Below are 24,526 nucleotides of genomic sequence, written 5' to 3' on the forward strand. Positions count from 1 at the left end.
CACCCTAAACTCGATTTGCCGCGAGCGGTCCACCGTTCGTTGAACGGCTTGCAACCTGCGCGCCCGTCAGCCGCGTTCCTTGGTCTTGGTGAAGGCCACCTTGGGGAAGCGCTCCATCACATAGCCGGTCTCCCAGCTCGACTTGGCCAGGAAGACCGGGGCCTGGTCGATGTCGCGGGCCATCTGGCTGCGGTACTTGGAGCTGAAGTCCTCGATGTCGGCGTCTGTTCCGTCCACCCACCGCGCCTCGGCATAGGGGCTGGGCTCGAAGATGACCTCCAGGCCGTACTCCTCGCCCAGCCGGTCGGCCATGACCTCGAACTGCAGCTGGCCCACGGCGCCGACGATGAAGTCCGCGCCCAGCTCGGGGCGGAACAGCTGGGTCACGCCCTCTTCGGCCAGGCCGTCCAGCGCCTTCTTCAGGTGCTTGGCCTTGAGCGGATCCTTGACCCGGACCCGCTGCAGGATCTCGGGCGCGAAGTTGGGCAGGCCGGCGAAGCGGACCAGGCCGCTCTCCGACAGGCTGTCGCCGACGCGCAGGACGCCGTGGTTGGGGATGCCGATGACGTCGCCGGCGAAGGCGTCCTCGGCCAGTTCGCGGTCCGAGGCGAAGAACATGATGGGGGCGTTCACCGAAAGCTGCTTGCCGGTGTTCTGGACCTTCAGCTTCATGCCGCGCTTGAAGCTGCCCGAAGCCATGCGGAACATGGCGATGCGGTCGCGGTGGTTGGGGTCCATGTTCGCCTGGACCTTGAAGACAAAGCCGCTGACCTCGGTCGCGCCCGGCTCGACCGTGACGTCGACGGGGGCGGGGGCGTTGCGGGTCTCGGGCGGGGCCGCCTTCTGGGCCTTCATGGTCTTGGGCGGCGGAGCCCAGTCGCCGATGGCTTTCAGCAGTTCGTCGATGCCGAAGTGGCGCAGGGCCGAGCCCCACAGGATCGGCGTCATATGGCCTTCGAGGAACGACTGGTGGTTGAAGGCCGGATAGCCGCCCTCGACCAGTTCGGCGGCCTCGCGCAGCTCGGTCAGCTCGCCGGCCTCGAAATGCTGCGAGGCGGCGTCGATATGCAGAGCCTCGGGGTGGCCCGCGTCCTCGACCGCGCCGGGGATCTTGCGGGCATAGGGCTGGAAGTTCCCGGTCCCGACCTCGATCATGCCGCGCAGCCGGTTCCCGCTCTGGGCCGGCCACCAGATCGGGGCCGGATCGAGCTGAAGCTGGGACGCGATCTGGTCCAGCAGCTCCATCGGATCCAGGGCCTCGCGGTCCAGCTTGTTGATGAAGGTGATGATCGGAATGTCGCGCAGGCGGCAGACCTCGAACAGCTTCAGCGTCTGCGGCTCGATCCCCTTGGCGGCGTCCAGCACCATGATGGCGCAGTCGGCGGCGGTCAGGGTGCGATAGGTGTCTTCCGAGAAGTCCTCGTGCCCGGGGGTGTCGAGCAGGTTGAACATCTTGCCGTCGTGCTCGAACGTCATGACCGAGGCGCTGACCGAGATGCCGCGCTCCTTCTCGATCTTCATCCAGTCGGACTGGGTGCGCCGGTTCTCGCCGCGCGCCCTGACCGCGCCGGCCGCGCGGATGGCCCCGCCGGCCAGCAGGATATGCTCGGTCAAGGTGGTCTTGCCGGCGTCCGGGTGGGCGATGATGGCGAAGGTCCGGCGGCGCGCCGCTTCTTCAGGCAGGGTCAGTTTGGACATGGTCGCGGGGCACTAGCCCGCATCGTCTTCCGGGGCAACGGCGGCGGCGTCTTCGTCGTCAGCGACAGGCGGCGCGGTTTCGCCCGTCGCCTCGCCGTCCGGCCTCAGGCTTTCCAGTTTCTGGCGCGCCCTGGCTGCATTGGCGCCGCCGTGCGGATCGCTGGCCAGCGGCAACAGCAGGGCGATCGCCGTCTCGTTCTGACCCGCGCGGCTGAAGGCCTCGGCGGCCTCCCAGCGCACGCCCCCCACCTGGGGCGCCAGTTCGACGGCCAGGCTCCAGGTCGCCAGATCATTGGCGTTCGGATAGTCGGCGGCCCCGCGCCGGCTGCGGCCCAGGGCCATATAGATACGGTAGTCGTTCGGAGCGGCGGCCATGGCGCGGGCGAGGAAGGCGCGGGCCTGACGGTTCATCCGGTCGCGGGTCTCGCCATCGCCGGCCGCGGCCGCCTCCGCCGCCGCCGTCAGCCGCAGTCGGGCCAGCCAGCGCAGGGCCTCGACGTCGGCGGGATCGGCGGCCAGCACGGCGTTCAGCGCCGTCTCTGCCGCGGCGGGCGTGCCCCAGGCGACCTCGGCCTTGGCCAGGGTCATATTGGCGAGCCGATCCGTCGGCCAGCGCGCCTGGGCCGCCTTAGTGCGCGCGAAGACCGCCGGGCCGTCGTCGCCGCGCTGGGCGTAGTTCAGCCGGATCGACAGGGGGAACAGGATTTCGGCGGAGGGCGGCAGGGTCTCCATGCGGATCGCGACGTCGTCCATCGCCGGGGTCGGATAGACGGCGTAAGGCATGGAGCCGGCGCGATAGCGGCGGATCGCCTGCTCCAACTGGTCCGGTGAAACGCCGAAGGCGGGCTGGACCGCCTCCATCGGCGACGCGCCTTCCGACACCGCCTTCAGATAGGTCTCCAGCTGATGGCGGCGGCCGTCGTCGCTGATCAGATAGTGGGTCAAGAGCCAGGCCTCGGCATAGAAGGCGGCCATCTGCTGCGGATTGCCGTTCAGGGCGCGGCGGGTCAGCAGCCGGTCCAGCGGCAGCCATGGCAGGCTGTTCATCGTCGCCACCCGCCCGTCGTCGCGATAGCCGACGCGGGTCTCGCGGTCGTCGATCCGCGCGGTCATGTAGAACTCCGCCACCCCCTCGCTGAACCAGGCCGGCATGGCGACCGGGAAGTTCTGGCGCATCACATGGTGGGTGTATTCGTGCAGCAGGACCTTGATGTCGCTACGCCGGTCCAGGGCGGCGTAGATGTCGTGCTCGGTCGAGGAATACCAGCCGCCGACGTTGCGCGGCACGTTCGGATAGATGGCCTCCATCCCGCCGCGGCCCGAGACCATGAAGATGGTCAGCCGTCGGGCGGGTGGGGCGTCGGACAGGCCGAAGGGCGCGCGGACCAGGCGGTCGAACCGGTGCAGCAGCTGCACCTGATCGCGCAACTCCCGCTCCGATCCCTCGCTGTAAACGATGAACCGGTCGGTTTCCGCCTTGCGCCATTCGGCATGGGCGGGCGCGGCGCCCAGCACCGACAGGAGGAACAGCAGGGCCAGCGACAGACGGCGGGTCAGGACGGACATGACAACCTTTCGGGGAGACGGCTCAGGCGTAAATGCTCAATCGCACAGCGTCATGAAGGTTTTCGCGAGGGCCGGGTCGCCGTTCGGCGCAGCCCTATCGACGAACTGTCGATAAAATCCGCAAAGACCCCTCGCCAACAGGGGTTTTTGGAGTCATTCTCCCCGCCAGCACGAGACGTTTCCGGCCACGCAGTCGGGCGCCGCGCGGGAAAAAGGAAACGACCATGGCCCTGCTCGATCCGTCGGACGACACCTTCGCCCGGCACCCCTCTTCCGACCACCAGAAGACGAACCACCCCTTCCTGTGCCTGATCGGCGGCTTCGGCTTCATCGTCGCCACGGCCGTGGCGGTGCATGTGGTGTTCAACGTCCTGGTCTGAGCCGGGTTTGGGGGCGCGCCGAGCGGGATGAGGCTCAGCCGGCCTCGCTGGAGGCCGCGCCCGAACCTTCACTCGAGCCTTCACCTGAGCCCTCGTCATCGCCCTCTTCCTCGGGCGGCGGGGCGTCTTCGGTGGGCGACAGGCCCATGGCGGCCCGCGCTTGGGCCAGAAGCGCCCGCACAGCCGTCTGGCCGGACCCGCCGTGCGGATCGTTGGCCACGGGCGTCAGCATGACGATCGCCAGTGCGGGCAGTCCGTGCGCCATATAGGCCCGGGCCGTGCGGAGACGGGCGTCCGACGACTGGGGCGCCAGGGTGGCGGCGATCTGGAGCGTCGAAAGGTCGTTGTCGTTCGGATAGCCAGACGCGGTCTTGCGGCTGTCGTCGAGCGCCAGATAGGTGCGGAAGTCCAGCGGATCGGCATCCAGGGCGCGTGACAGATAGCTGCGCACCTGGCGCATCATCCCCGCCTTGAGCGTGGCGTCGGTCTCCTTGTTCGCCATGTCGAGCAGGAATTGTCCGCCCAGCCTCAGAGCGATCGAGTCCTTGCTGTCGGCGGTCAGCAGCGGCTCCAGGGTTTCGAAGGCGTCTGACGAGGAGCCGGCCAGATTCTGGGCCCGGGCCTTGACCAGAATGCCCATCCGGTCGGTCGCGAACTGGTCGCCGGCCGCCGTGGCGTCGCGGATCAGGTGGCGCTGCTCTTCCTCGGCCTCCTTCTGGCGTTCGGCCGCCACGCGCCGTTGGTCCTGGGTCGCGTCCGCCCCGAGCTCGCGCGGCGTGTAAGGAGCCCGGTCGAGCCGGAAGTCGAACCAGACCAGCCGGTCCCAGGAGGCGGGCAGGGCGGTGATGGAGACCTCCGCGTCCGGCAACTGGATCTGCGGAGAGAGGACCGGGATGGCCCCGCTCAGATAGCGCCGCAGGTCGTCCTGAAGCTGGGCGGGCGTCCGGCCGAAGCTGGTTTGCAGGGCCTGGCCGGTTTCCGTTCCTGCCCCGACCAGCGCCAGATACTGGCCCAGCTTCTTCGTCCGGTCCGGATCGCTGAACATATAGTGGGCCAGGGCCCAGGACTGGGCGTAGTAGTCGAACCCCCGATAGCGGCCGCTGCGCGACAGGCGCCAGCGCAGAACGTCGTCGGTCGGCGCCCAGGTGTTCGAGCCGCCCGTCAGGGAGTTCATCCGGCCCTGGCTGATCCCGCCGATCCTGATGTGGTCGCGACGCACATCCGCTTGGGCATAGTATTCGGCGAAGCCTTCCACGAACCAGGAAGGATAGGCGACCGAGGTCATCTGGAACATGAAATGGTGGGCGTATTCGTGGAAGATGACCACGTCGTCCATTTCGCTGCGGGTGTTCACGACCGCGAAGATCCGGCCGGAATCGGGGGCGTAGAAGCCCGCCACGCTGGAGCTGATGCCCGGCGACATGCGGTCCATGTCGCTCCCGCCGTTCGCCAGGACGATGTCCAGCTTCGGAATCTCGTGATCCACCCGGATCGGATAATAGGTCCTCAGCAGGGCGTCGAACCGCTCAAGTTTCTGGGCGTAGCGCTGGAGTTCGCCCCGGTTGGTGTCGCCGTAGATGACGAAATGGGTGGTCTCGGCCCTTAGCCATTCCGCATGGGCCGGCGCCGCCATGGCCAGCAAGGCCGCCGCGCTCGCGGCGCAGGCCAGCACCGGGCGCAGACGCGTCCTGATCGATTCAGACATTGCGACTACCCCCACACCTACGGCCCCACGGCCAGCGTGTGACGCGGCGCGGCTCGCGTCAAGCGGGTTGGGGCGGGGGCCTGTCAGTCGCCGCCGGTGGTGTCGCCGTCCTCGGGCTCGGCCGGGGCGTCTTCCTCGGCCTGGGCCTCGGCGTCCGAGACACCCTCGATCTGGTTGATCATCGACTGGGCCGCTGAGGCGGCACCGCCGCCGTGGGGGTTGTTGGCCAGGGGCTGGAGCAGGCCCAGCGCCTCTTCGGTCTCCCCTTTGTAGATCAGGGCGCTCGCCAGCTGCAGGACGGTATCCGGAAGCTGGGGCGCCAGGGTGTTGGCCAGGTGAAGCGTGGCCATGTCGTTGTCGTTCGGATAGCCGGGCATCCCGCGCCGCGCGTCGGTCAGCAGCATGAAGGTGCGGAAATTGCCGTCATCCGCCCGGAAGGCGCGGCCCAGATACCCGCGAGCCTGCGCCAAGGCGCGGTCGCCTGCGTCGACGTCATCGCTGTCGCCGGCCGTCTTGATGGCGGCCGAGGCGAGCAGTTGCAAGGCCTCGACATTGGCCGGGTCCCGGTCGATCAGTGTCTGGGCCAAGGCCTGGCCGGCGGCTATATCGCCCAGCTTCATCTCGGCCCGGGCCAACACCAGGGTCGCCAGATCGTCGTCGGGGAAGCGCGCGGCCTGGGTGCGCACCGTGGCCAGGACGCGGGCGGCGTCATCGTCTTCGCGATCCATGACCTTGACCCGCTGGCCGAGCATCAGAAGCGTGTCCGCCGACCGGGGCAGGTGGGTGACGGTGATCGGCGCTTCGGGGAAGTCCATGACCACGGCCTTGTACGGGATTCCGCCGCTCACATAGCGGCGCAGGGCGCGGCGCAGTCCGACCCGATCCAGCCCGGTCGCCTTCTGCATGGCCTCTACCGGATCGGTGCCCGCGCCGACGTCGAGCAGATAGGCCTTGAGCTGGACCTGCCGCTCGACATTGCCCCAGAACCAGTGGGTCAGCAGCCAGGCGAGCGGGTAGTAGGTCTCGCTGCCACGCGCTCGTCCGCCCGGCCGGTTCGACAGCAGGGTGCGCATGTCCAGCCAGGTTCCGTTCTGCAGCCAGTAGGCCCGGTTCTCGTTGTACTGGCCGACGAGAACGCGGTCCGACTTGAACTCGGCCGTGGCGTAGTATTCGGCGAAGCCCTCCACGAACCAGCCCGGATAGGGATAGGCGGCATTCTGGAACATGAAATGGTGGGCGTATTCATGCAGCAGGGTGTCGTCGTCGCTGTCCCGGATGGCCATGGCGAAGATGTCTTCTTCGTCGGTCAGGTAATAGCCGACGATGTTGGGGCCGAGGTCCGGGCGGACGGTGACGAGACCCCCGCGCGATCCGACCAGATAGATCGGAAGCTTGCGCGGGGGCGCCTCGCCCATCGAACCGGTCAGGGAGAGGTTCAGCAGCCGGTCGTAGGTGTCCAGGTGCTGGGCGAAGCGGCGCAGGTTGGCTTCGCTGCCTTCGCTATAGACGACGAAGCGCTCGCTTTCGGCCTTCAGCCATTCGGCATGGGCCGGGCCGACGCCGGTCAGGGCCGCGAGGGCGACACCCGCGACCGCGCCCGACGAAAGACGACGGGCGCCCGCGATGATGGATTTGAACATAGACGCCTCGCATCCCCACAACTTGAGGATCAAGCCATAATGTGGCCGGGGGTTGCGTCAAGCGGATACGCCCGACGCCGAACCCTTAAGCCGCCAGGCGGTTCCAGACGGCCTTGTCGGCGGCGACGGCGTCGAGGCGGCCGCGCTTTTCCTGACGGCCCAACTGACCGATCACGGCCTCGGGCAGGGCGCAGAAGCGAGGCTCGACCAGATCCGGATCACAGTCGGCTTCCGGAGCGGCGAACAGGGCGGCGTTGATCTCCGGCGAACGGTCGGCGATCAGCCAGGCCAGACGACGGGCGCGGCCCGGATCGTTCCGGTGCAGCATCGGATCCTCGGCGAACAGCTCGCAGCCGAGCTCCAGCACATAGTCGAAGCCCAGTTTCTCGAACCGGCGCGCGTCGGCAGGCGTGACCGGGGTGGCCTCGTCCAGATCGAACACGACGTCGTTCAGAAGAAACAGCATAGGGCCCTACTCGCCAGAACGCCGACGTTTCTCGCCGACGACTGCACCCTAGCGTCGCTCGCTTGAGGTCCCGTTCACGAACGCGGTTAAGGTATTCTGACCGGGGAGCCGCCCTCGCGCGCACGTAGGAAGATCAGGTCTTCGCCACATCCTCAGTGATGAAGTGGCGGCCTTCACGGTCCTCGATCTCGACGACCCAGATGTCGGGGTCGTAGCCGATCTGGCGCTGGATATAGGCGTCGAGGTCGCTTTCGAACTCGCTGGTCACGGGTTGAATCCAGAGGCGTTCGCCGTCGGGGCCGAAGGCTTCGGTATAGAGCCGGGCCGTGCGGTCCAGGGTGTTGTAGGCCTTGACGATGACTGTGCCGGCGCGCTGGTCGCCACGTCGGGCGACCGTCGCATTGGCCCCCGCCAGCTCGGCGCGGCGGATCAGGGCGCTGACCCAGAGATCGCTGGAAAGAAGCAAATCGCTAACCCTGCTCGGAAACGGGACCGGAACGCCCTTGGGGTTACGGTCGGGGTCATGAGGACTGCCCCTGCGACCCGATACGCCAGAACCACCGTGCTCGCCATGGCGATGCTGGCCGCGCCGTTCACCGCCCTGGCGGACGCGACGGTCCCCTATTTCGAGCGCAGCTTCGTCCTGGCCGCCGACGCCAAATGCCGGCTGTTCGACCCGGCCCTGACCACCGCCCTGACCGCCTCGGCCTGGCAGGCGCGCGGCGCGGCCGCCCGCGCCGGCGCCACCGACGTCGCCCTGGCCGAGACAGCCGAACGGGCCCGGGCCAACGCCGCGCGCACGCCGTGCGCCGATCCCCAGCTGGCCGTGGTCAAGGGACGGGTCAGCGACGCCTTCGACGGCTGGTCGCGGATCGCCAAGATGAGCTTCCCTGGCGGCCGGGCCGCCTGGACCGCCGACCGCACCGCCTTCTCCAGCCCGACCTGGCGGCTGATGCAGACGACCCGCGTCGGCGCTTCGCCGGTCACCTTCGGCTATGCCGAGGGCGGGGCCGAACGCCAGACCCTGAAGGCCGTGGTCTCCTTCGTCGGCCGGTCACGTCCCTATTCGGCGCGGGTGGTGATGCGCGATATCGAGCGCGCCCCGCACCCCTATATGACCTCGCCCGGCGTCGCGGCCATGCCGCCCGAGGCCATGCGTCGCGCCTTCTTCGCCGCCGGCAATCTGCCGGCCGACAAGGGGCTGCTGCAGCCGGAGAAGACTCAAGGGGACGCCTGGCTCTTCCCCGCCGACACCGCCGACGCCTTGGCGAAGCTGGACCCGCGCGAGCCCTTCGCGGTCGATTTCCTGTTCAGCGACGGCAGCATGGCCCGGGCGACCTTCGAAGCCGGCGACTTCGCCGCCGGCCGCGCCTTCATCGCCATGGGCTCCCTCTAGGGCTTCAGCCCGCGTCGTTGGCCGAGTTCAGGTCGGGGTGCAGGGGAATGATCTCGGCTCCGCCTTCGGGCGGCGCGGCGCGGGTCAGGCTGACGACCGGCATTCGCACCGTCACCGCCGTGCCCTCGCCGAGGGTGCTTTCGATGCTCATCCGGCCGCCGTGCAGCTCCGACAGGGCGCGGACGAGGGACAGGCCGAGGCCGGTGCCCTGGGCCCTCTGCTCGGCCCCGCCGGCCTGTTCGAAAGGACGGCCCAGACGGCGCAGATCCTCGGGCGCGACGCCGACGCCGGTGTCGGCGACGACCAGCTCCATATAGGGGCCGATGGCGTCGACGGTCAGGGTGACCGAGCCGCGCGCCGGGGTGAACTTTATGGCGTTCGACAGCAGGTTCAGCGTCATCTGCTTGAGCGCCCTCTGGTCGGCGTCGACCATCAGGGGCTCGGGCGGCAGGACCCCATTCAGATCGACGCCCTTGTCGGTCGCCGACAGCCGGACCAGGGCGAGGGCCGCCGAGACCGCCTCGCGCGCATCGAACCGCTCGATCGACAGCTCATAGCGCTCGGCCTCGATCTTGGAGACGTCCAGCACGTCATTGATCAGATCCAGCAGGTGGCCGCCGGCCTCATGGATGCTGTCGGCATAGTCGGCGTAGCGGTCGGGCAGGGGGCCGAACAGCCGCTGGCGCATGATGTCCGAGAAGCCGAGCACGGCGTTCAGCGGGGTGCGCAGCTCATGGCTCATATTGGCCAGGAAGCGGGTCTTGCCGGCGTTCTGGGCCTCGGCCTCGGCGCGGGCGCTTTCGAGGCCGGACTCGCGCGCGAACTGGGGCGTGCCGTCGAAGGCCTGGGCGATCAGGCGGATGCTGTCGTCGGCGCCGTCGAGGCGGCGCAGCACGACGGTGACCCGCCGGTCCAGGGCGATGCGGGGCGCGAAGATCACCTGGGCCTCCAGCCCGACGCGGGCGCGTTCGAGGGCGGCGGACACCATCGTCCTGTCGGGGGCGTGGACCTGGGCGATCAGCCCTTGCGTGAACAGGGCGTCGACGTCCAGCGCGGGCGGCGGCGTGCCATAGGCGCCCAGCACCCGGCCGTCGGAATCCATCACCAGGGTCAGGCCGGGCTGGCCGGCCAGGACACTCTCGACCCGGCCGAGATTCTCCTGAACCTGTCCCAGAACGTCGGTCCGGGGGCGGGTGGCGATGTGGATGGCGGCGACGGCGCCCAGGCCGGTGATCACGGCGGCGGTGGCGGCCAGGGCCGGGCTGTCGCCGGGCGCGCCGCCCAGCAGCACCGAGATCAGTCCGACGAGGGCCGACAGGACCACGGCGAAGGCTCCGGTCAGGGACAGCACCCGGCCGCCGAGCAGCAGGCCCGCGACCAGGGGGGCGAAGACGAAGGCGGACAGGGATCCGGTCAGGCCGCCGGACAGGGCCGAGGCCGCCACCGAGGCCAGGCTCCAGACGCCGAGCACCAGGGCGCGGTCGCCGAGGCTGTCGCTGCGGGCCAGCCATAGTCCCGCCAGACCCGGCAGGACCATGCCGATCAGCCCGGCTAGGACCGTGCCCTGCAGCTCGGGCGACAGCCAGTGGGCCGTGGCGATCAGCAGGAGGGTCGCCGCGGTCCAGACCAGATGCCACACGACCACGGCGCGCACGTCTTCGGCGCGTCCGGGGGTTGCGAGGGCGGGGGCGAGGTTCAAATCGGTTCCAGATGGGCTTCGGACGCGGGCCGTCCGACCGTGAAACCTAGCGGTGGCGGCGAGTCGGTGCGAGAGGCCGCACCTCTGAGGCGACTCCTCGCAAGGGGAGAAGGAGTCTCAACTGGGGACGGTCACGCCTGTTAGGGTTACCTTCCCGACTTGTCCCCAGACGGCGCCCGGTGTTCACGGGCGGTTGTCCTCATGGGGGCGGGCCTCTATCTGGCGCCCCATGACCGAGCCCGCCGCCAGTATCGCCGACACCTTCGCCGCCATGGTCGAGGATTTCGACCTGTTTGACGACTGGGAGCAGAGGATCGAATACGTCATCGATCTGGGCAAGGGTCTGGAGCCCCTGGCCGAGGCTGACCGGATCGAGGCCAACAAGGTGCCGGGCTGCGCCGCCCAGGTCTGGCTGGCTACGGAGCGGCGCGGCGGGCGTCTTGTGTTCCACGCCGATTCCGACAGCGCCATCTCCAAGGGCAATGTGGCCCTGCTGCTGGCCCTCTATTCCGGTCGGACCCCGGCCGAGATCCTGGACTTCGACGCCAAGGCGGCGCTGGACCGGCTGGGCCTGCCCCAGGCCCTGACCCGTCAGCGGGCCAATGGGCTGAACTCCATGGTCGGTCGGATTCGTCAGGAAGCGCTCGCCGGGGCCTGAACCTTCAACCGATGCCGTAGTGTTCGGCCAGCGCCTCCAGCCCCTGTTTGAGCATGGTCTTGCCCTGGCGGCGGCGCAGGCCGAGTTCGCGCTCGGCCAGCTGCAGGCTGGAGCTGCGCAGACAGACATGGATGACGAAGGCGCGGACGCGGGGGCTGACGGCCTGCAGCGCCGCCTCGACGCGGGCGGCGGCCGAGATGGCCTGGTCGCCGGGTTCGACCCGCGCGGCCGATCCGCCGCCCGAGCGGGGCAGGGCGTCCCAGCGCATGGTCAGGGACGGGCCCGAGGCCGCCAGTTCGCCGTCCCGTCTCAACCGCTCGCCGGCCGCGACCTCGGCCGGGGTCAGCCAGGGCCGGCCGGACGGATCGCGTCGCCGGGCCAGCCAGGCGATAGGGTTCTCGCCCAGATTGGCGGCGCGAGTGGTCAGTCGGCCGTCGTCCTCCATGACCATGGTTTCACCGATCACCAGGCCGGGACGGCCCGGGGCGGGGCCGGCGTCACGGGGTTCGGGCCGGGCGGTCCAGCCGCCTCCAGGTCGGGCGCACAGGCCCGGATCGGCGACCAGGGCGCGGAAGTCGGCCTCGTCGAGGGTCAGGCTGATCCGCGAGCGCCGGTCGCCGCCGACCCGCACCGGATAGCGGTCCGCCTGCTGGTCGATCCAGGCGCCGGGCCGGGCCAGCATCCGGCGCGCCCTGTCGGCCGCGACGCTCATGCCGCGCCTCCCGCCGCGCTGCCGAGCGCGAGTTCCAGTCGAGGCGTGTCGCAGATATGGCGCAGGGTCTGTTCCATCCGGTCCAGGGCGGCGTCGATGGCGGGATTGTCGCGAGCGTCCTCGGACCAGCGGCAGCCGGTGCTGGCCGTCGCGCGAGTGACTCCGAAGGCCAGGCTGACGCGCTCCAGCGTCCAGCCATAGCCGACATGGGCCAGATAGATGGCCAGCCAGCGCCCGCGGCATCCCTTCAGCCCCAGCCGATCGCCCCGCATCGCCGCGATGGGCACATCGAAGGTCAGGGCGATCATCTGCATCGCCAGCCCCGATCGCGTCCTGTCGCCCTCCGTGACCGGCGCCCGCCAACCCGTTTCTTCCATTCCTGCCTGCAACACTGTTCCGAACTCCATGATCGACAACGGCCATGGTGGGTCCGCTTTCGAACCATGATAGGAATTATATCCTATACGGCGTCAATTTCGGTCATAACCCCAGTCCGGGACCGGAACTGGCGGTGGACGAATATGCGGGTCGGGGAAATCGGCCCGGGGTTACAGGGCCCCGGCGCGGCGACCGTCCAGGGGCCGAGGCTGCAGGCGAAGAAAAATGGAATCGTTGACTCACGAAGGTCGACGCGGATTCGCAAATCAGCCTACGATTCGACTCAATGAGCGGCCATTAACTGTTCTTAAGGTTTTGACCGGTTAACTCACGAACAAGGTTACCCGGGCGTGTCCAAGACGGGACAGTCGGGTCATATGGTCAAGGTTTGCCTGGAGGGGCAGTGAATGCGCGTTCTGCTGATTGAAGACGATCACGCGACGGCCCAGAGCATCGAACTGATGCTGAAGTCCGAAGGCTTCAACGTCTACACGACCGACCTCGGCGAGGAAGGCATCGATCTGGGCAAGATCTATGACTACGACCTCATCCTGCTCGACCTGAACCTCCCGGACATGAGCGGCCTGGAAGTCCTGCGCCAGCTGCGCGTCGGCAAGGTCAACACTCCGGTCATGATCCTGTCGGGTTCGACCGAGATCGAAACCAAGGTCAAGACGTTCGGCGGCGGCGCCGACGACTACATGACCAAGCCCTTCCACAAGGACGAGCTGATCGCGCGCACCCACGCCGTGGTCCGTCGCTCCAAGGGTCACGCCCAGGCCATCATCCACACCGGCGAGATCGCCGTGAACCTGGACGGCAAGACGGTCGAGGTGAACGGTCACCGCGTCCACCTGACGGGCAAGGAATACCAGATGCTGGAGCTGCTCTCGCTCCGCAAGGGCACCACCCTGACCAAGGAAATGTTCCTGAACCACCTGTACGGCGGCATGGACGAGCCCGAGCTGAAGATCATCGACGTCTTCATCTGCAAGCTGCGCAAGAAGCTGGCCACGGCCGCGGGCGGCAAGCACTATATCGAAACCGTCTGGGGCCGCGGCTATGTCCTGCGCGACCCGTCGGAAGCCGCCAACAGCGTCGCGGCCTAAGCAGCCTTCGACCCGAAACCAGTAGGCGTCAGGGAAGAAACGGCCTTAAAAATGAACGCCCGTCGGATCGCTCCGGCGGGCGTTTTCAATTTCAGCGTCGGTAGAGCCAGTCCGCGGGCAGGCCGAGGCGGAGGCAGGCCCGGGCGGGTGGGGCCTCCCTGAGCGGCAGGCGGTCGGCGGCGCGGGCGGCGGCACGGACGATGGGGGTCTGCCAGGACGCCAGGCCGTGCCGCGGCGTCAGCCCGACGATGCGCGCGACCTCGGGCGGGGTCAGGTCGACGGCGGCGCGGATCAGCAGCGACTGCAGCGGGCGGGCGAGGCCGGGCAGCAGGGGCGCGGCGCGCATGATCTCCAGGAATTCGAACACGATGGGGGAGGCGGTCAGTTTCGGCGTCATGGCGTCCAGCTGGGCCTGCCATTCGGCCCGCGAGGACGGGGCGCCGGTCGCGCCGTAGAGGCGGGCAGCGGGACCGGCCTCGGCCCAGGCCCGGTCGCGCTCCTCGTGCGACAGGGGCCGGGCGAAGCGGTGGAAGGCCTCGATGAAGCCATAGCTGGCCGTGGCCTGGACCCAATCGAGCAGTTCCAGATCGTCGGCGGCATAGGTCCGACCGTCGTCGGCCGTGCCGGTGACCCGGGCGTGGCGGCGATTGACGCCCGCGATCATGGCCTCGGCCTGTGACTGGGCCGCATATACGGTGACCATGGCCGCCAGCCCGGTCCGTTTCAGACGCGGGGCCGGATCGGTGCGGAAGGAGGTGTGATCCCAGACACCCGCCCGCACGCGCGGCTCGGCCAGTTCGAGGATCACCGCCGCCACCCCGCCGATGAACAGGGCGATGGGGTTCTTGAAGATCCGCCAGGACACCGAGTCCGCCCCGATTAGCGCCGGCTCGCCCTTCGGCTCCGAGAAGTCGATCACGGGCAGGCCGTCCGCGCGCAGAAAGCCCCCGGCAGCGGCCTCGACGCGGCGCTGCAGCGCTTCGGGCAGGGTGATGGCGGTCATGGAAGGGGAAGGCGCGGGGCTGAGCCCGGTTCCGTCAGGCGAAGGCCCCGGTTACCGCCGCATACAACGGGGCGGGCTTGCCGGCGGCGTCGAACAGCACGGGCTGGTTCTGGCCGTCGTCGCGCTCGCCCTGACGCAGGAAGCTGTCGGTGTCGCGGGCGCCCCAGACGGAGAAGGCGAAGCGCTGGCGTTCGGGCACGGCCATGAAGGCTTCGGCCAGTTCGCCGACGCGGGCGGTCTGTTGTTCGATGCGCTGGCTGCGACTGCGCAGGTCGACGCGTTCGCCGCTGCGGAGCGAGGCGTCCAGTTCGGAGACATGGATCGGCAGGCCGAGCGAGGCGGCGTCGCGGAAGAAGGTGCGGATCTGGCCGGGAGGAATGCGGATATCGAGGTGGGACTGGCTGCCGATGCCGCCGATGGGCGCGCCCGCCTTCATCAGCCGCTCGGCCAGCTTGAGGAAGGTCGCGCCCTTCCGGGGCGTGTTTTCCAGATTGTAGTCGTTTAGGAAGAGGACGGCGTTCGGATCGGCGGCGCGCGCCTTGTGAAAGGCGCGGATCATGTATCCGTCCAGACCCAGCATCCGGCTCCAGTGGCAGTCGCGCAGTTCAGAGCCCTCGTCGGTCACCGGCTCATTGACGACGTCCCAGCTGACCACCTGGCCGCGATAGCGTCCGGCGACGATGGCGATGTAGCGGTCGAAGGCGGCGATGAAGCGGGCGCGGTCGAGGCCGGCGAAGGCCTGTTCGCCTTGCGCGTACCAGATCAGCGTATGGCCGTGCAGGCGCAGGCCGTAGTGGCGCGCGAAGGCGGCGATGGTGTCCGGCCCGTCGAAGCGGAAGCGATCCGGGCTGTCGGCGAGAATGTATTCCATCTTCATCTCCCACTCGGGCGTGAGCTGGGAGAAGTGGGTGGTGACCAACTGGACCCAGGCCGGGTCGTCGAACTGGGGGCTCTTGGCGCAGACGCCCATGGGGAAGGGGGCCAGCGACTTCAGAGGGCGCGCGGGGGGAACGGACGGTTCCGCCGAGGCCGCGCGTTTGCAGGCGACGAGGGCGAGCGGCAGCGCGAGGAGGGCGCGCCGGTCCAGCATCAGCTCACGCGGCGGCGCAGGCCCATTTCGTCGAAGGCGGCGGTCTCGCGCTTGCCGGCGGCGATGATGGCGTTCAGTCGGGTCATTTCGGCGACGTGTTCGAACTTCTTGAGCTCGCCGAACGCGTCGGTCAGGGCGTCGCGGGCGCCGGCTTCCTCGCCCTCGAGAGTGGTGAGATCGGCCTCGGCCAAACCTTTGCGGGCCTTCCAGCCGTTCAGATAGGCGCCGAGCAGCATATTGGCGTTGGCGTCCGCACGGGCGCGTTCGCGCTCTACCTCGACCTCGGCGTCCAGCACGGCCAGACGCATCTCGGCGGAAGCCTTGCGCGCCGTAATCTCGGCGAGACGCTTCTGCAGGGTCTCGACCTCGTAGTTCGAGATACGGATCAGCGAATGGGCCCAGGCGGTCATAAGAGGTTCTCCGATAGGCGCAGGTTACTGCACCATCCCCTGGTTCAGGATTGCCTCCAGGCGGGTAAAGGAATCGGTAAGACGCGTGGCGTCGTCCTTGTCCTGGCCCAGAAAAGCCTCGAGCGCGGGGTTCAGGGCGATTGCCCTGTCCGTGATGGGATCGGCCCCTGCGCGGTAGGCGCCGATCTTGATCAGCTCCTCCATCGAGGAATAGGCCGACAGACACTGGCGGGCGCGGCGGTTCAACTCGCGCTCGGGCGGGGTCTGGCAGCCGGGCAGGGTCCGGCTGACGGATTTCAGCACGTCGATGGCCGGGAAGCGGCCGCGCTCGGCGATCTTGCGGTCCATGACGATGTGGCCGTCCAGAATACCGCGAACGGCGTCGGCGATGGGTTCGTCATGGTCGCCGCCGTCGACGAGGACGGTGAACAGGGCGGTGATCGGCCCCGCCGTCGTGCCGTCGGGACGGATCGGCCCGGGGCCGGCGCGCTCGAGCAGCTTGGGCAGTTCGGTGAAGACGGTCGGCGTATAGCCCTTGGTGGTCGGGGGCTCGCCGGCGGCCAGACCGATCTCGCGCTGGGCCATGGCGAAGCGGGTGACCGAGTCCATCAGGCACAGGACCTCCAGATCCTGATCCCGGAAATATTCGGCGATGGCCAGGGTCATATAGGCCGACTGGCGCCGCTTCAGGGCCGGCTCGTCGGAGGTGGCGACCACGACGACGGCGCGGCGCAGGCCTTCTTCGCCCAAGGTTTCTTCAATGAATTCGCGGACTTCCCGGCCCCGTTCGCCGATCAGACCGACGACGACCACGTCGCAGGTGGCCTGTTTGGCCAGCATGGACAGGAGCACCGACTTGCCGACGCCCGAACCGGCGAAGATGCCCAGACGCTGGCCCCGGCAGGTGGTGGTGAAGACGTCCATGGAGCGGACGCCAAGATCCAAACGCTCGCCCACCCGGCCGCGCGAATGGGCCGGCGGCGGCGAGGCGCGCAGGGGATAGGGGGCGGGCCCTTGAGGCAGGAGACCCTTGCCGTCGATGGGGTTTCCGAAGGCGTCGATGATGCGGCCGAGCCAGGCCGTGGTCGGCCTGACCGAGGCCTGTTCACCGATGATGCGGATGTCAGCGCCGGGGGCCACGCCCTCGACCGGACCGAAGGGCATAAGAAGCGCCTTGGAGTCACGGAAGCCCACGACCTCGGCGGGCAGGGCGGTGGCGCCGCGTCGCACGATCTCGGCCCGGGCCCCGACGGCCAGACGCGACAGACCGCCCCGCGCCTCGATCAGCAGGCCGCTAACACCGGCGACCTTTCCGGTCACGACCAGCGGGTCGATGGCTTCGACGGCGGCGACGAGATTGCGCAAATTCACACCCGGAGACTGGCGTTAACCATTTGCGGGATCATGGTTAACGAGGGGTGAAGTCGGGGCCGATCCGCTGGGGGCTATAACCTATTTCAGGGTCTCCTCGAAGAAGCGGACCACCTGGGCGTTCAGGTCGTGGTGGAAGGCGGCGCGGTCGAAGCCGGGGGCGGAGCGGCACAGGTCGGGCAGTTCGGCCGCCATGCCCGCGCTGCAGGGCGTCAGGAAGTCGTAGTGCATGGCGTCTTCCACGCGATGGTATTCGGGCCGGGCGCCCAGACGGTCCCGGATCGGTTCGACGTTGAACGGGGCGGGCAGGATTTCATCGCCGGCGGCCTGCCATAGCTGAACCGGGATATGGACCGACGCGAGGCTGGCGTCGGTAAAGGAGAAGCCGAGCGCCGGGGCGGCGATGACGGCGGCCCTGATCCGGTCGTCGCGCGCCTCGGGCCGCCAGGTCGAGGCATCGATCCCCTGCATGGCCAGCAGGCGGCAGGCGAAGAAGTCCGGATGGGCGGTGCAGTGATCCCGGATGGCGAGGGCGTCGGACACTCCGCCGATGGCCGAAGTCACGGTGAAACCGCCCGCCGAGAAGCCGAAGGCTCCGATGCGGGTCGGATCGATAGCGACCGGCCCCGACCAGTCGCGGGTCATATAGTCGATCAGCCGGCTGAGCTGGGGCGCGCGCATGGTCAGCTGGGTCGAGCGGCTCTGGTCGCGGAAATTATCGCCCGGATGGGTGAGGGCGGCGACGACGAAACCGGCGTCGGCGAGGGCGCGGGCCGTGTCGGGATGACCACGATACCAGCCGCCGTTGCCGTGGGAGATGACGATCAGAGGCGAGGGCGCGCCGTCGGCGGGCGGGGCGGGCAGCCAGACTCCCGCCTCGATGGGGCCGTCGGGACCACCGGGAAAGGCGAAGGCCTGGTCGGGGGCAAGTCGCTCGGCCTGGGCGTGGGCCGACAGGGGCAGGCCCGCGATCACGGCCAGAAGGATGACGGCGAACAGGAGGAAGCCGGCGAGGCAGGCGAGGCGCGTGCGGGGCGAGGGAACGGGTTGCGGCATGGTCGGTTCCGGGGTTGGGGGTCGCCCCCTGTTCCGGCGTCCTTTGGCGGGCCGCCAGCGGCGTTTCGCCAATGGGCGAACGGGTGCGCGGTTCGGCGAATGGTTTCGCCGGCACAGAGCGCGGCTATAAGAGGCGGGATGACGCGACCGATGCCTGAGGGATTGAATACGCCGCGGGCCTGGGCCGTGGATCTGGCCGCCTGTGCGGCGACCGGCGTGGTGCTGGGGGTGGTCGGGCCGTTCGGGAGTTTCTTCAACGACGTCCTGCCGGTACGGATCCTCTACTGGACCCTGGTCTTCGTGATGAGCGGGGCGGTCTTCGGCGCCGCCATCCGGTGGCTCTGGCCACACGCCCGTCGGGTACGGCTTCCGTTGTGGCTCTGGCTGCCGGTGCTGGTCGGCGTGGGCAGTCTGCCGCTGACGGTCGTCAGCCGACTGATCGCCATGGGTTTCTGGCCCGGCATCCGTCACGCCGTGGGTTGGGTCGAGTGGTACGGTCAGTCGGTCCTGATCGGTCTGATCTATGTCGGCCTCTATGCGGTGTTGCGCATGCGGATGGCGGCCCCGGCTGCGCTTGAAGACAAGGGCGAGCCGGTCATCCTGCGACGCCTGCCGGGCCGGCTGGGCCGCGACGTGATCTGTTTGCAGATGGAGGACCACTATGTGCGGCTGCATACCGCCGAGGGTTCGACCCTGGTGTTGATGCCGCTCGGCAAGGCCATGGCCGAGGTCGGCGATCTGGAGGGCATGCAGGTGCACCGCTCCTGGTGGGTGGCGCGCCGGGCGGTCGAGGGGGTGGTCGAGGACGGCCGCAACCTGCGCCTGAAGCTGAAGGCGGGTCTGGAGGCGCCGGTGTCGCGCGCCCATGTGGCGCGGCTGAAGGCGGCGGGCTGGTTGCCTGATCGCGACTGACGCCACACGAAATCTCGCATGGCGGCGATCAGAAATCGCTTAGCTGCGCTTTGCGATCGGCGTATGCGGCCTATCTGAAGACGACCTTGCACGACGGAGACGCCCAATGCCCGCATATGACGCCAGCCGCCACGCCACCAAAGGCCGGGGCAAGATCTACGACTCGATCATCGACACCATCGGCGACACCCCCCTGGTGCGTCTGCCGCGCCTGTCGGCGGAGTACGGCGCCAAGGCGACGGTCCTGGCCAAGCTGGAGTTCTTCAATCCGATCGCCTCGGTCAAGGACCGCATCGGCGTCTCCATGGTCGAGGCCCTGGAAGCGGCCGGCCAGATCAACGCCGACACCGTCCTGATCGAACCGACCAGCGGCAATACCGGCATCGCCCTGGCCTTCGTCGCCGCCGCCAAGGGTTACAAGCTGATCCTGGTCATGCCGGAGAGCATGTCGATCGAGCGCCGCAAGATGCTGGCCCTGCTGGGCGCCCAGCTGGAGCTGACCCCCGCCGAGAAGGGGATGAAGGGCGCGATCGCCCGGTCGCAGGAACTGCTGGCCTCGACCCCGAATTCGGTCAGCCCGTCGCAGTTCGAAAACCAGGCCAACCCCGCCATCCACCGTGTGACGACCGCCGAGGAAATCTGGAACGACACCGCAGGCGCCGTCGATATCGTCATCGCCGGTGTCGGCACGGGCGGCACCATCACCGGCGTCGGCCAGGCCCTGAAGGCCAAGAAGCCGTCGGTGAAGCTCGTCGCCGTCGAACCCACCGCCTCTCCGGTCCTGTCGGGCGGCGAGCCGGGGCCGCACAAGATCCAGGGCATCGGCGCCGGCTTCATTCCCGCCATCGTCGACCGCTCGGTGATCGACGACGTCGAACAGGTCTCCAACGAGGACAGCTTCGACATGGCCCGCAAGGTCGCCCGTCTCGAAGGGGTGCCGGTCGGCATCAGCTCCGGCGCCGCCCTGACCGCAGCCTTCCGCCTCGCTGCGAAGGAAGAGAACGCGGGCAAGACCATCGTGGCGATCATCCCCAGCTTCGCCGAACGCTATCTGTCGACGGCCCTGTTCGAAGGTCTCTGATCCGGCGCTCCTGATCGGGGCGTCACCAGCGGTTAACCGGCGCGGCCTAGAGTCCTCCGACCATGTCCGATCCTGCGGTCATTCCTGAGGGCGAAGCGCCGCAGCCGGCGGTCAGGGCGCGTCACGCCCTGCTCAAGCGGCTGGCCGACGTCGTGTCTTTGCCCGCCAGCCGGATCAATGCCTTCGAGCGCGCGGTGACCGGCGACCTGCTGGTCGACATGCTGAGGCTGGCCGAGCCGCGCGAGCGTAGGCGCGTCGCCGAACGGCTGGCGCCACTGTCGGAACTGCCCAACAGCCTGGCGCGGATGCTGCTGCGCGACGACCCGGCCATCGCCGGCCTGCTGATCGAACAGTGCGCCTCGCTGACCGACGCGGATCTGGTGGCCTGCGCCCGCGACGCCGGGCCGGAGCACCGCTTCCTGATCGCCAGCCGTCGTGGCATCTCCGAAGTGATCGCCGAAACCCTGGTCGGGTTCGAGGAGGCGGCGGTGATCGAGGGCCTGCTGCGCAACACCACCGCGCGGCTGTCGCAGAGCGCGGTGGAGAGCATCGTCAGCCTGAGCCGCCAGAACCCCGGCCTGTGCGCCCACCTGCTGCGCCGCCCGGAGCTGCGGCCGTCTGGGGCCTATGTGATGTTCTGGTGGTGCGGAGCGGAGGATCGCAAGACCATCCTCCAGCGCTTCGCCGTGTCGCGCGAGGTCATGCAGGAGGTGGTCGAGGACGTCTTCGCCATGGCCGCAGAGGAGGGCTGGGCGGACCCGGTGTCGCGCAAGGCCCTGCAGTTCATCGAGCGCCGCCAGCGCAACCGCGCCGCCATCGCCAAGTCGCCCTATGACAGCCTGGAGCAGGCGGTCGCCGTCGCCGGGCAGAACGGGCTGACCCGTGAGGTCGCCTCCGAAATCGCCTATCTGGCCGGGATCAAACCCCTGACCGGCGCCAAGATCCTGGGTGACGTCGGCGGCGAGCCTCTGGCCATTTTGTGCAAGGCGACGGGCCTGTCCCGGATCGACCTGCTCAACCTGTGGCGCTCGATGCGGCGGCCGGAGACGACGGTCGAAGGCGCGATCGATCCGGCGTGGGAACGCGTCTGCATTACCTTCGAGATGCTGGCTGTCGACCGGGCACAGACGGTTTTGCGTTACTGGAACTGGTCGCTGTCCTCGGCCCTGACGCCCGCACTGCTGAAAGCGATCCGCGAGGGGGAGAATGAAACCCTCGATGAATATTCAGCGCCCGAGCGCGCCGCGATGATGGCGTTGGCGGAGAACTTCGGCCGATAGTGTGAACTGGCCGTTTCTGGGCCGCAACACTGGAAAACCCCGCGCCCTCCCCATAGATGCGGCATCCATTGCTTTCGCCGGCGAACGTCAGTATTGGCGGAATCGCAATTTGTGTGGCGACGTCAGTCGTCAGTGGGGATTAGCAAGTGGAAACGCCAATGGACGACAAGACCGAACTTCTGGAAATGACCGCTGACATCGTGTCGGCCTATGTCGGCAACAACAGTGTGGCGGCCAATGACCTGCCCGCGCTGATCGCCAACATCCATGCCGCGCTTTCGACCGTCTCGACCGGCGTGGTCGAGGTCGAGCCCGAGCCCAAGGAACCTGCGGTTCCGGTTCGCAAGTCCATCAGCCCGGACTTCCTGATCTGTCTGGAAGACGGCCGCAAGTTCAAGTCGCTGAAGCGTCATCTGCGCACCAAGTACGACATGAGCCCGGAAGAATACCGGTCCAAGTGGAATCTGCCCAAGGACTATCCGATGGTTGCGCCCAACTACGCCAAGGCGCGTTCGGACCTGGCCAAGCAGATGGGTCTGGGCCAGGGCGGCCGTAAGCCGGCCCGCGCGACACGCGGCAAGAAGTAGTCCGTCAGAGTTTCTGATCGAAGCGCCCGCTTCCGAAAGGAGGCGGGCGTTTTCGTTTCTGGATCAGGCCGCCTGGACGCCGCGGCGCATGCGCCAGAAGCGCAGGGTGCGGCTGGCCTGTTCGCGGGTCAGGTCCGCATAGAGGCGGGCATAGCCGTGGGCCTTGGCCATGGCTTCGCCGTCGTCGTTGAGAATGACCACGGCGAAGGTAAGGAACAGGGCGCGGTCCAGATCGGCGGCGCGGCAGATGACGGCCAGGGCGTCCAGTTCCCGGCGCTCGATGATCTGGCGTGCGGTATGGAAGTCGACGTCGGCGAGCTGGGCCAGGGAGATCAGGAAAGGCGTGCGCGAGCCGGAGCGCAGGAAGCGGGCCAGCATCTGGGGCGACAGCTGGTTGGCGGCGGCCAGTTCCTGAACATAGGCAAGGCTCTCGGCATAGTCGGCCGGGAAGACGCCGTCCTCGGTCGCCACGCGGGCGCGGCCGGCGGCGAGGGCCGCCTCCAGCAGGACCGGATCCATGGAGGCGTTGGTTTCGAGGATATGCTGGCGCAGTCGGGCCTCGACGACGAAATACATCTCGTTGAGCAGGTCGGCGGGCAGGGCGCTGCGTTCGACGGTCGCGGCGTGCAGGGCCGGATTGATCTTGGCGCGTTCGACCGCGGTTTCGGACGCGGTGCGCGACAGGCGGGCGCCGTCGTTGCGCAGCAGGGTGCCGAGGGTCTCGTCATCGCCGCGCTCGACGATGACCTCGGAGACGGCCTCGGGCACTTCCGGGCGGCTGGAGACAGCGCGCAGATGTTCCTGGCCGTGGACGCGGACCACGCCCAGCAGGTCGGCCTCGGTCAGGACGGTCGAGGCGCGCAGCACGGCGTCAGCGACGTCGGCCTCGTCATTGGACAGGCGGCGGATGAGGCCGCGCGGCGCATCGGCGCGGACCGAGAAACGTTCCGACAGCTCCTTGCGGACCGCGGTCTCCATGTCGGCCGACAGGTCGGACAGGACCGACCCGTAGAGTTCGTCTTCCTTGGCTGTGCGCAGGGTCGAGCCGAAGAAATGGTCGGTCAGTTCGCGCAATAGCGCGCGCCGGCTGTCGCTCGACGGTTCCTGGGCCAGGGCGATGAGCGCGGGAAGCCGCGAGCCGGTCAGGGCGATTTCATCGGCCGCGGAAGAGGGGGCGATGACGTCGCTCATGGCAGATTGGGATCCTGATTGGGCACGACGACCTGGGCCTGGCCGTTGACGGTGCGGGTGCGCACGGGTGCGGCGGGCGGCTCGGCGAGGTCGATAGGAGCGTTGTCGAGGTAGACGGACTCGGGGATGGCGATCGGGTCCGGCTGGCGGCCCACGGCGCGCTGGACCGAATAGTAGCGGACGCCTTCACGCGGCGGCTCGGCGCCGGCGTAGGCCTGACCGCCCGTGGTCCGGCCGGCGACCGGCTGGGTCAGGACCGGCGACTGAATCTCGCCCTGGGCGTTGGCCTGGGTGGAGGCGGCGGGGACCGCCGCGGCCTGCTGAGGCTGGGCCTCGCTCTGGGCCGGGGCCTGGGGCTGCTGCATGCGGAAGATGGGCGCATCGCGGCGCGGGGCCATGGGGTCATAGCCGTGTGCGGAGACAGACGCGGGGGCCGGACCGGCGTCGGCGCGCTGCTGGAATTGCGGGGCCGTCTGGGCCTGATCGGCGGCGGGAGCCTGCACGTGCACCGCCTGCTGCTGAGGCTGCGGCATGGCGCGGACCTGGGCCTCGTACTGGGCCTGGGCCGCGGATTGGTACCAGGCTTGGTACTGGGCCTGAATCTCAGCCTGATAGGCGGCCTGGGCGCGGGCCTGTTCGGCCGGGTCGACCTGAGCCTGCTGGGGCGCGGAATAGACGGGGATCGGTCCGCGAGGGGCCTCCTGCGGGGCGGCGAGCGGGACGGGCGCGGGGGCGGGGGCGCGGCTGGAGCCAGTCCAGGCCGAGGCGGGGGTGAGGCCGGCACCGGAGCCGACGCCGTAGCGCGAGGGGCGGGCCGAGGCGCTCTGGATGCCGGGATAGCGGGGGGCGTTCGCCGCGAGCGGCGTGGGCGGGCCGGCGGCGTTCGAACGGCGCAGGCCGTCGGTAGCGTTTGGGGTCGGGGCGTCGGGCTTGCCGGCCCAGGTGAGATAGCGCAGGCCCATGACTTCGCCGGGGCGCGCTTGCTGGGCGAGCGTGGGGGAGGCGGCGAAAAGGCATGCGCCGACGGCGAGCACCGGCGCGAGCGTCTTCAGCTCGAGCACAGGCAGGGCGTTGGAACGGTTGCGCAAATCGGACTCCCCGCGTTCGCACGGAACGTCCGATCAAGGTATCCGAAGGC

24 protein-coding genes are annotated in these 24,526 nt (G+C 68.8%); 8 read left to right on the forward strand and 16 right to left on the reverse strand.

Annotation, left to right across the window (positions count from 1 at the left end):
• Positions 1 to 66: 66 nt before the first annotated feature.
• Positions 67 to 1,698 carry a peptide chain release factor 3 gene (locus tag IFJ75_RS01045; protein ID WP_207870734.1) on the reverse strand — a complete coding sequence of 544 codons (1,632 nt, stop codon included), beginning with the start codon at positions 1,696 to 1,698 and terminating at the stop codon, positions 67 to 69.
• A gap of 12 nt (positions 1,699 to 1,710) precedes the next feature.
• Positions 1,711 to 3,264 carry a hypothetical protein gene (locus IFJ75_RS01050; protein WP_207870735.1) on the reverse strand — a complete coding sequence of 518 codons (1,554 nt, stop codon included), beginning with the start codon at positions 3,262 to 3,264 and terminating at the stop codon, positions 1,711 to 1,713.
• Positions 3,265 to 3,488: 224 nt separating this feature from the next.
• Between IFJ75_RS01050 and IFJ75_RS01055 the strand changes: the two genes are divergently transcribed.
• A complete protein-coding gene (locus IFJ75_RS01055) occupies positions 3,489 to 3,644 on the forward strand; it encodes a hypothetical protein (protein ID WP_207870736.1) in 156 nt (51 codons plus the stop codon).
• A gap of 34 nt (positions 3,645 to 3,678) precedes the next feature.
• Here the strand turns inward: IFJ75_RS01055 and IFJ75_RS01060 are convergent, their stop codons facing one another.
• From IFJ75_RS01060 to IFJ75_RS01075, 4 genes are all read right to left on the reverse strand, one after another.
• On the reverse strand, positions 3,679 to 5,349 hold the full coding sequence (locus tag IFJ75_RS01060; protein ID WP_207870737.1) for a DUF1570 domain-containing protein: 1,671 nt from the start codon (positions 5,347 to 5,349) through the stop codon (positions 3,679 to 3,681).
• Positions 5,350 to 5,432: 83 nt separating this feature from the next.
• Complete coding sequence (locus IFJ75_RS01065; RefSeq protein ID WP_207870738.1) at positions 5,433 to 6,989, reverse strand: hypothetical protein; 1,557 nt, start codon at positions 6,987 to 6,989, stop codon at positions 5,433 to 5,435.
• Between the two features lie 85 nt (positions 6,990 to 7,074).
• Positions 7,075 to 7,455 (reverse strand): hypothetical protein, encoded by a 381-nt coding sequence (locus tag IFJ75_RS01070; protein ID WP_207870739.1) that lies wholly within the window; start codon positions 7,453 to 7,455, stop codon positions 7,075 to 7,077.
• 133 nt (positions 7,456 to 7,588) lie between these two features.
• Positions 7,589 to 7,921 carry a DUF1491 family protein gene (locus IFJ75_RS01075; protein ID WP_207870740.1) on the reverse strand — a complete coding sequence of 111 codons (333 nt, stop codon included), beginning with the start codon at positions 7,919 to 7,921 and terminating at the stop codon, positions 7,589 to 7,591.
• Positions 7,922 to 7,978: 57 nt separating this feature from the next.
• Between IFJ75_RS01075 and IFJ75_RS01080 the strand changes: the two genes are divergently transcribed.
• Entirely contained in the window at positions 7,979 to 8,851 is an 873-nt protein-coding gene (locus IFJ75_RS01080) for a hypothetical protein (protein WP_207870741.1), read from the forward strand.
• Positions 8,852 to 8,855: 4 nt separating this feature from the next.
• Here IFJ75_RS01080 and IFJ75_RS01085 read toward each other — a convergent pair whose 3' ends face one another.
• The gene (locus tag IFJ75_RS01085; RefSeq protein ID WP_225896930.1) at positions 8,856 to 10,550 is read right to left on the reverse strand and encodes a sensor histidine kinase; all 1,695 of its coding nucleotides are present in this window, start codon (positions 10,548 to 10,550) and stop codon (positions 8,856 to 8,858) included.
• A 229-nt stretch (positions 10,551 to 10,779) separates the two neighbouring features.
• On the opposite strand from IFJ75_RS01085, the gene IFJ75_RS01090 reads away from it, so the two are divergent.
• On the forward strand, positions 10,780 to 11,208 hold the full coding sequence (locus IFJ75_RS01090) for a SufE family protein (protein ID WP_207870742.1): 429 nt from the start codon (positions 10,780 to 10,782) through the stop codon (positions 11,206 to 11,208).
• Positions 11,209 to 11,212: 4 nt separating this feature from the next.
• On the opposite strand, the gene IFJ75_RS01095 is transcribed toward IFJ75_RS01090, so the two are convergent.
• Positions 11,213 to 11,920: a DUF6456 domain-containing protein gene (locus tag IFJ75_RS01095; RefSeq protein WP_207870743.1), complete on the reverse strand. Its 708-nt coding sequence runs from the start codon at positions 11,918 to 11,920 to the stop codon at positions 11,213 to 11,215.
• Positions 11,917 to 12,234 carry a chromosomal replication initiator DnaA gene (locus IFJ75_RS01100; RefSeq protein WP_225896931.1) on the reverse strand — a complete coding sequence of 106 codons (318 nt, stop codon included), beginning with the start codon at positions 12,232 to 12,234 and terminating at the stop codon, positions 11,917 to 11,919. Before IFJ75_RS01100 ends, IFJ75_RS01095 begins: the two co-directional genes overlap by 4 nt.
• A gap of 471 nt (positions 12,235 to 12,705) precedes the next feature.
• Between IFJ75_RS01100 and ctrA the strand changes: the two genes are divergently transcribed.
• Entirely contained in the window at positions 12,706 to 13,407 is a 702-nt protein-coding gene (gene ctrA / locus IFJ75_RS01105) for a response regulator transcription factor CtrA (RefSeq protein ID WP_207870745.1), read from the forward strand.
• A gap of 91 nt (positions 13,408 to 13,498) precedes the next feature.
• Here the strand turns inward: ctrA and IFJ75_RS01110 are convergent, their stop codons facing one another.
• The 5 genes from IFJ75_RS01110 to IFJ75_RS01130 all read right to left on the reverse strand — a co-directional run bounded on the left by IFJ75_RS01110 (position 13,499) and on the right by IFJ75_RS01130 (position 18,337).
• Entirely contained in the window at positions 13,499 to 14,410 is a 912-nt protein-coding gene (locus IFJ75_RS01110; RefSeq protein ID WP_207870746.1) for an oxygenase MpaB family protein, read from the reverse strand.
• Between the two features lie 34 nt (positions 14,411 to 14,444).
• Entirely contained in the window at positions 14,445 to 15,500 is a 1,056-nt protein-coding gene (locus IFJ75_RS01115) for an endo-1,4-beta-xylanase (RefSeq protein WP_207870747.1), read from the reverse strand.
• Positions 15,500 to 15,910, reverse strand: a complete 411-nt coding sequence (locus IFJ75_RS01120; protein WP_207870748.1) for a flagellar export protein FliJ — start codon at positions 15,908 to 15,910, stop codon at positions 15,500 to 15,502. Before IFJ75_RS01120 ends, IFJ75_RS01115 begins: the two co-directional genes overlap by 1 nt.
• 24 nt (positions 15,911 to 15,934) lie before the next feature.
• Entirely contained in the window at positions 15,935 to 17,275 is a 1,341-nt protein-coding gene (gene fliI / locus IFJ75_RS01125) for a flagellar protein export ATPase FliI (protein WP_207870749.1), read from the reverse strand.
• Between the two features lie 87 nt (positions 17,276 to 17,362).
• Positions 17,363 to 18,337, reverse strand: coding sequence for an alpha/beta hydrolase family protein (locus IFJ75_RS01130; RefSeq protein WP_225896932.1), 975 nt, complete (start codon positions 18,335 to 18,337; stop codon positions 17,363 to 17,365).
• 150 nt (positions 18,338 to 18,487) lie between these two features.
• On the opposite strand from IFJ75_RS01130, the gene IFJ75_RS01135 reads away from it, so the two are divergent.
• The 4 genes from IFJ75_RS01135 to IFJ75_RS01150 all read left to right on the forward strand — a co-directional run bounded on the left by IFJ75_RS01135 (position 18,488) and on the right by IFJ75_RS01150 (position 22,197).
• Positions 18,488 to 19,249, forward strand: coding sequence for a LytTR family DNA-binding domain-containing protein (locus tag IFJ75_RS01135; RefSeq protein ID WP_207870750.1), 762 nt, complete (start codon positions 18,488 to 18,490; stop codon positions 19,247 to 19,249).
• 106 nt (positions 19,250 to 19,355) lie between these two features.
• Entirely contained in the window at positions 19,356 to 20,330 is a 975-nt protein-coding gene (gene cysK / locus IFJ75_RS01140) for a cysteine synthase A (RefSeq protein ID WP_207870751.1), read from the forward strand.
• A 62-nt stretch (positions 20,331 to 20,392) separates the two neighbouring features.
• Positions 20,393 to 21,610 carry a DUF2336 domain-containing protein gene (locus IFJ75_RS01145; RefSeq protein WP_207870752.1) on the forward strand — a complete coding sequence of 406 codons (1,218 nt, stop codon included), beginning with the start codon at positions 20,393 to 20,395 and terminating at the stop codon, positions 21,608 to 21,610.
• A 158-nt stretch (positions 21,611 to 21,768) separates the two neighbouring features.
• Positions 21,769 to 22,197, forward strand: a complete 429-nt coding sequence (locus IFJ75_RS01150; RefSeq protein WP_207870753.1) for a MucR family transcriptional regulator — start codon at positions 21,769 to 21,771, stop codon at positions 22,195 to 22,197.
• Between the two features lie 63 nt (positions 22,198 to 22,260).
• On the opposite strand, the gene IFJ75_RS01155 is transcribed toward IFJ75_RS01150, so the two are convergent.
• Both IFJ75_RS01155 and IFJ75_RS01160 read right to left on the reverse strand, forming a co-directional pair.
• Positions 22,261 to 23,388, reverse strand: coding sequence for a DUF2336 domain-containing protein (locus IFJ75_RS01155; protein WP_207870754.1), 1,128 nt, complete (start codon positions 23,386 to 23,388; stop codon positions 22,261 to 22,263).
• Positions 23,385 to 24,476, reverse strand: coding sequence for a hypothetical protein (locus tag IFJ75_RS01160; RefSeq protein WP_207870755.1), 1,092 nt, complete (start codon positions 24,474 to 24,476; stop codon positions 23,385 to 23,387). The genes IFJ75_RS01155 and IFJ75_RS01160 overlap by 4 nt, the downstream gene beginning before the upstream one ends.
• Between the last annotated feature and the right edge of the window lie 50 nt (positions 24,477 to 24,526).

Source organism: Brevundimonas goettingensis (assembly GCF_017487405.1).
Classification (GTDB): Bacteria; Pseudomonadota; Alphaproteobacteria; order Caulobacterales; family Caulobacteraceae; genus Brevundimonas; species Brevundimonas goettingensis.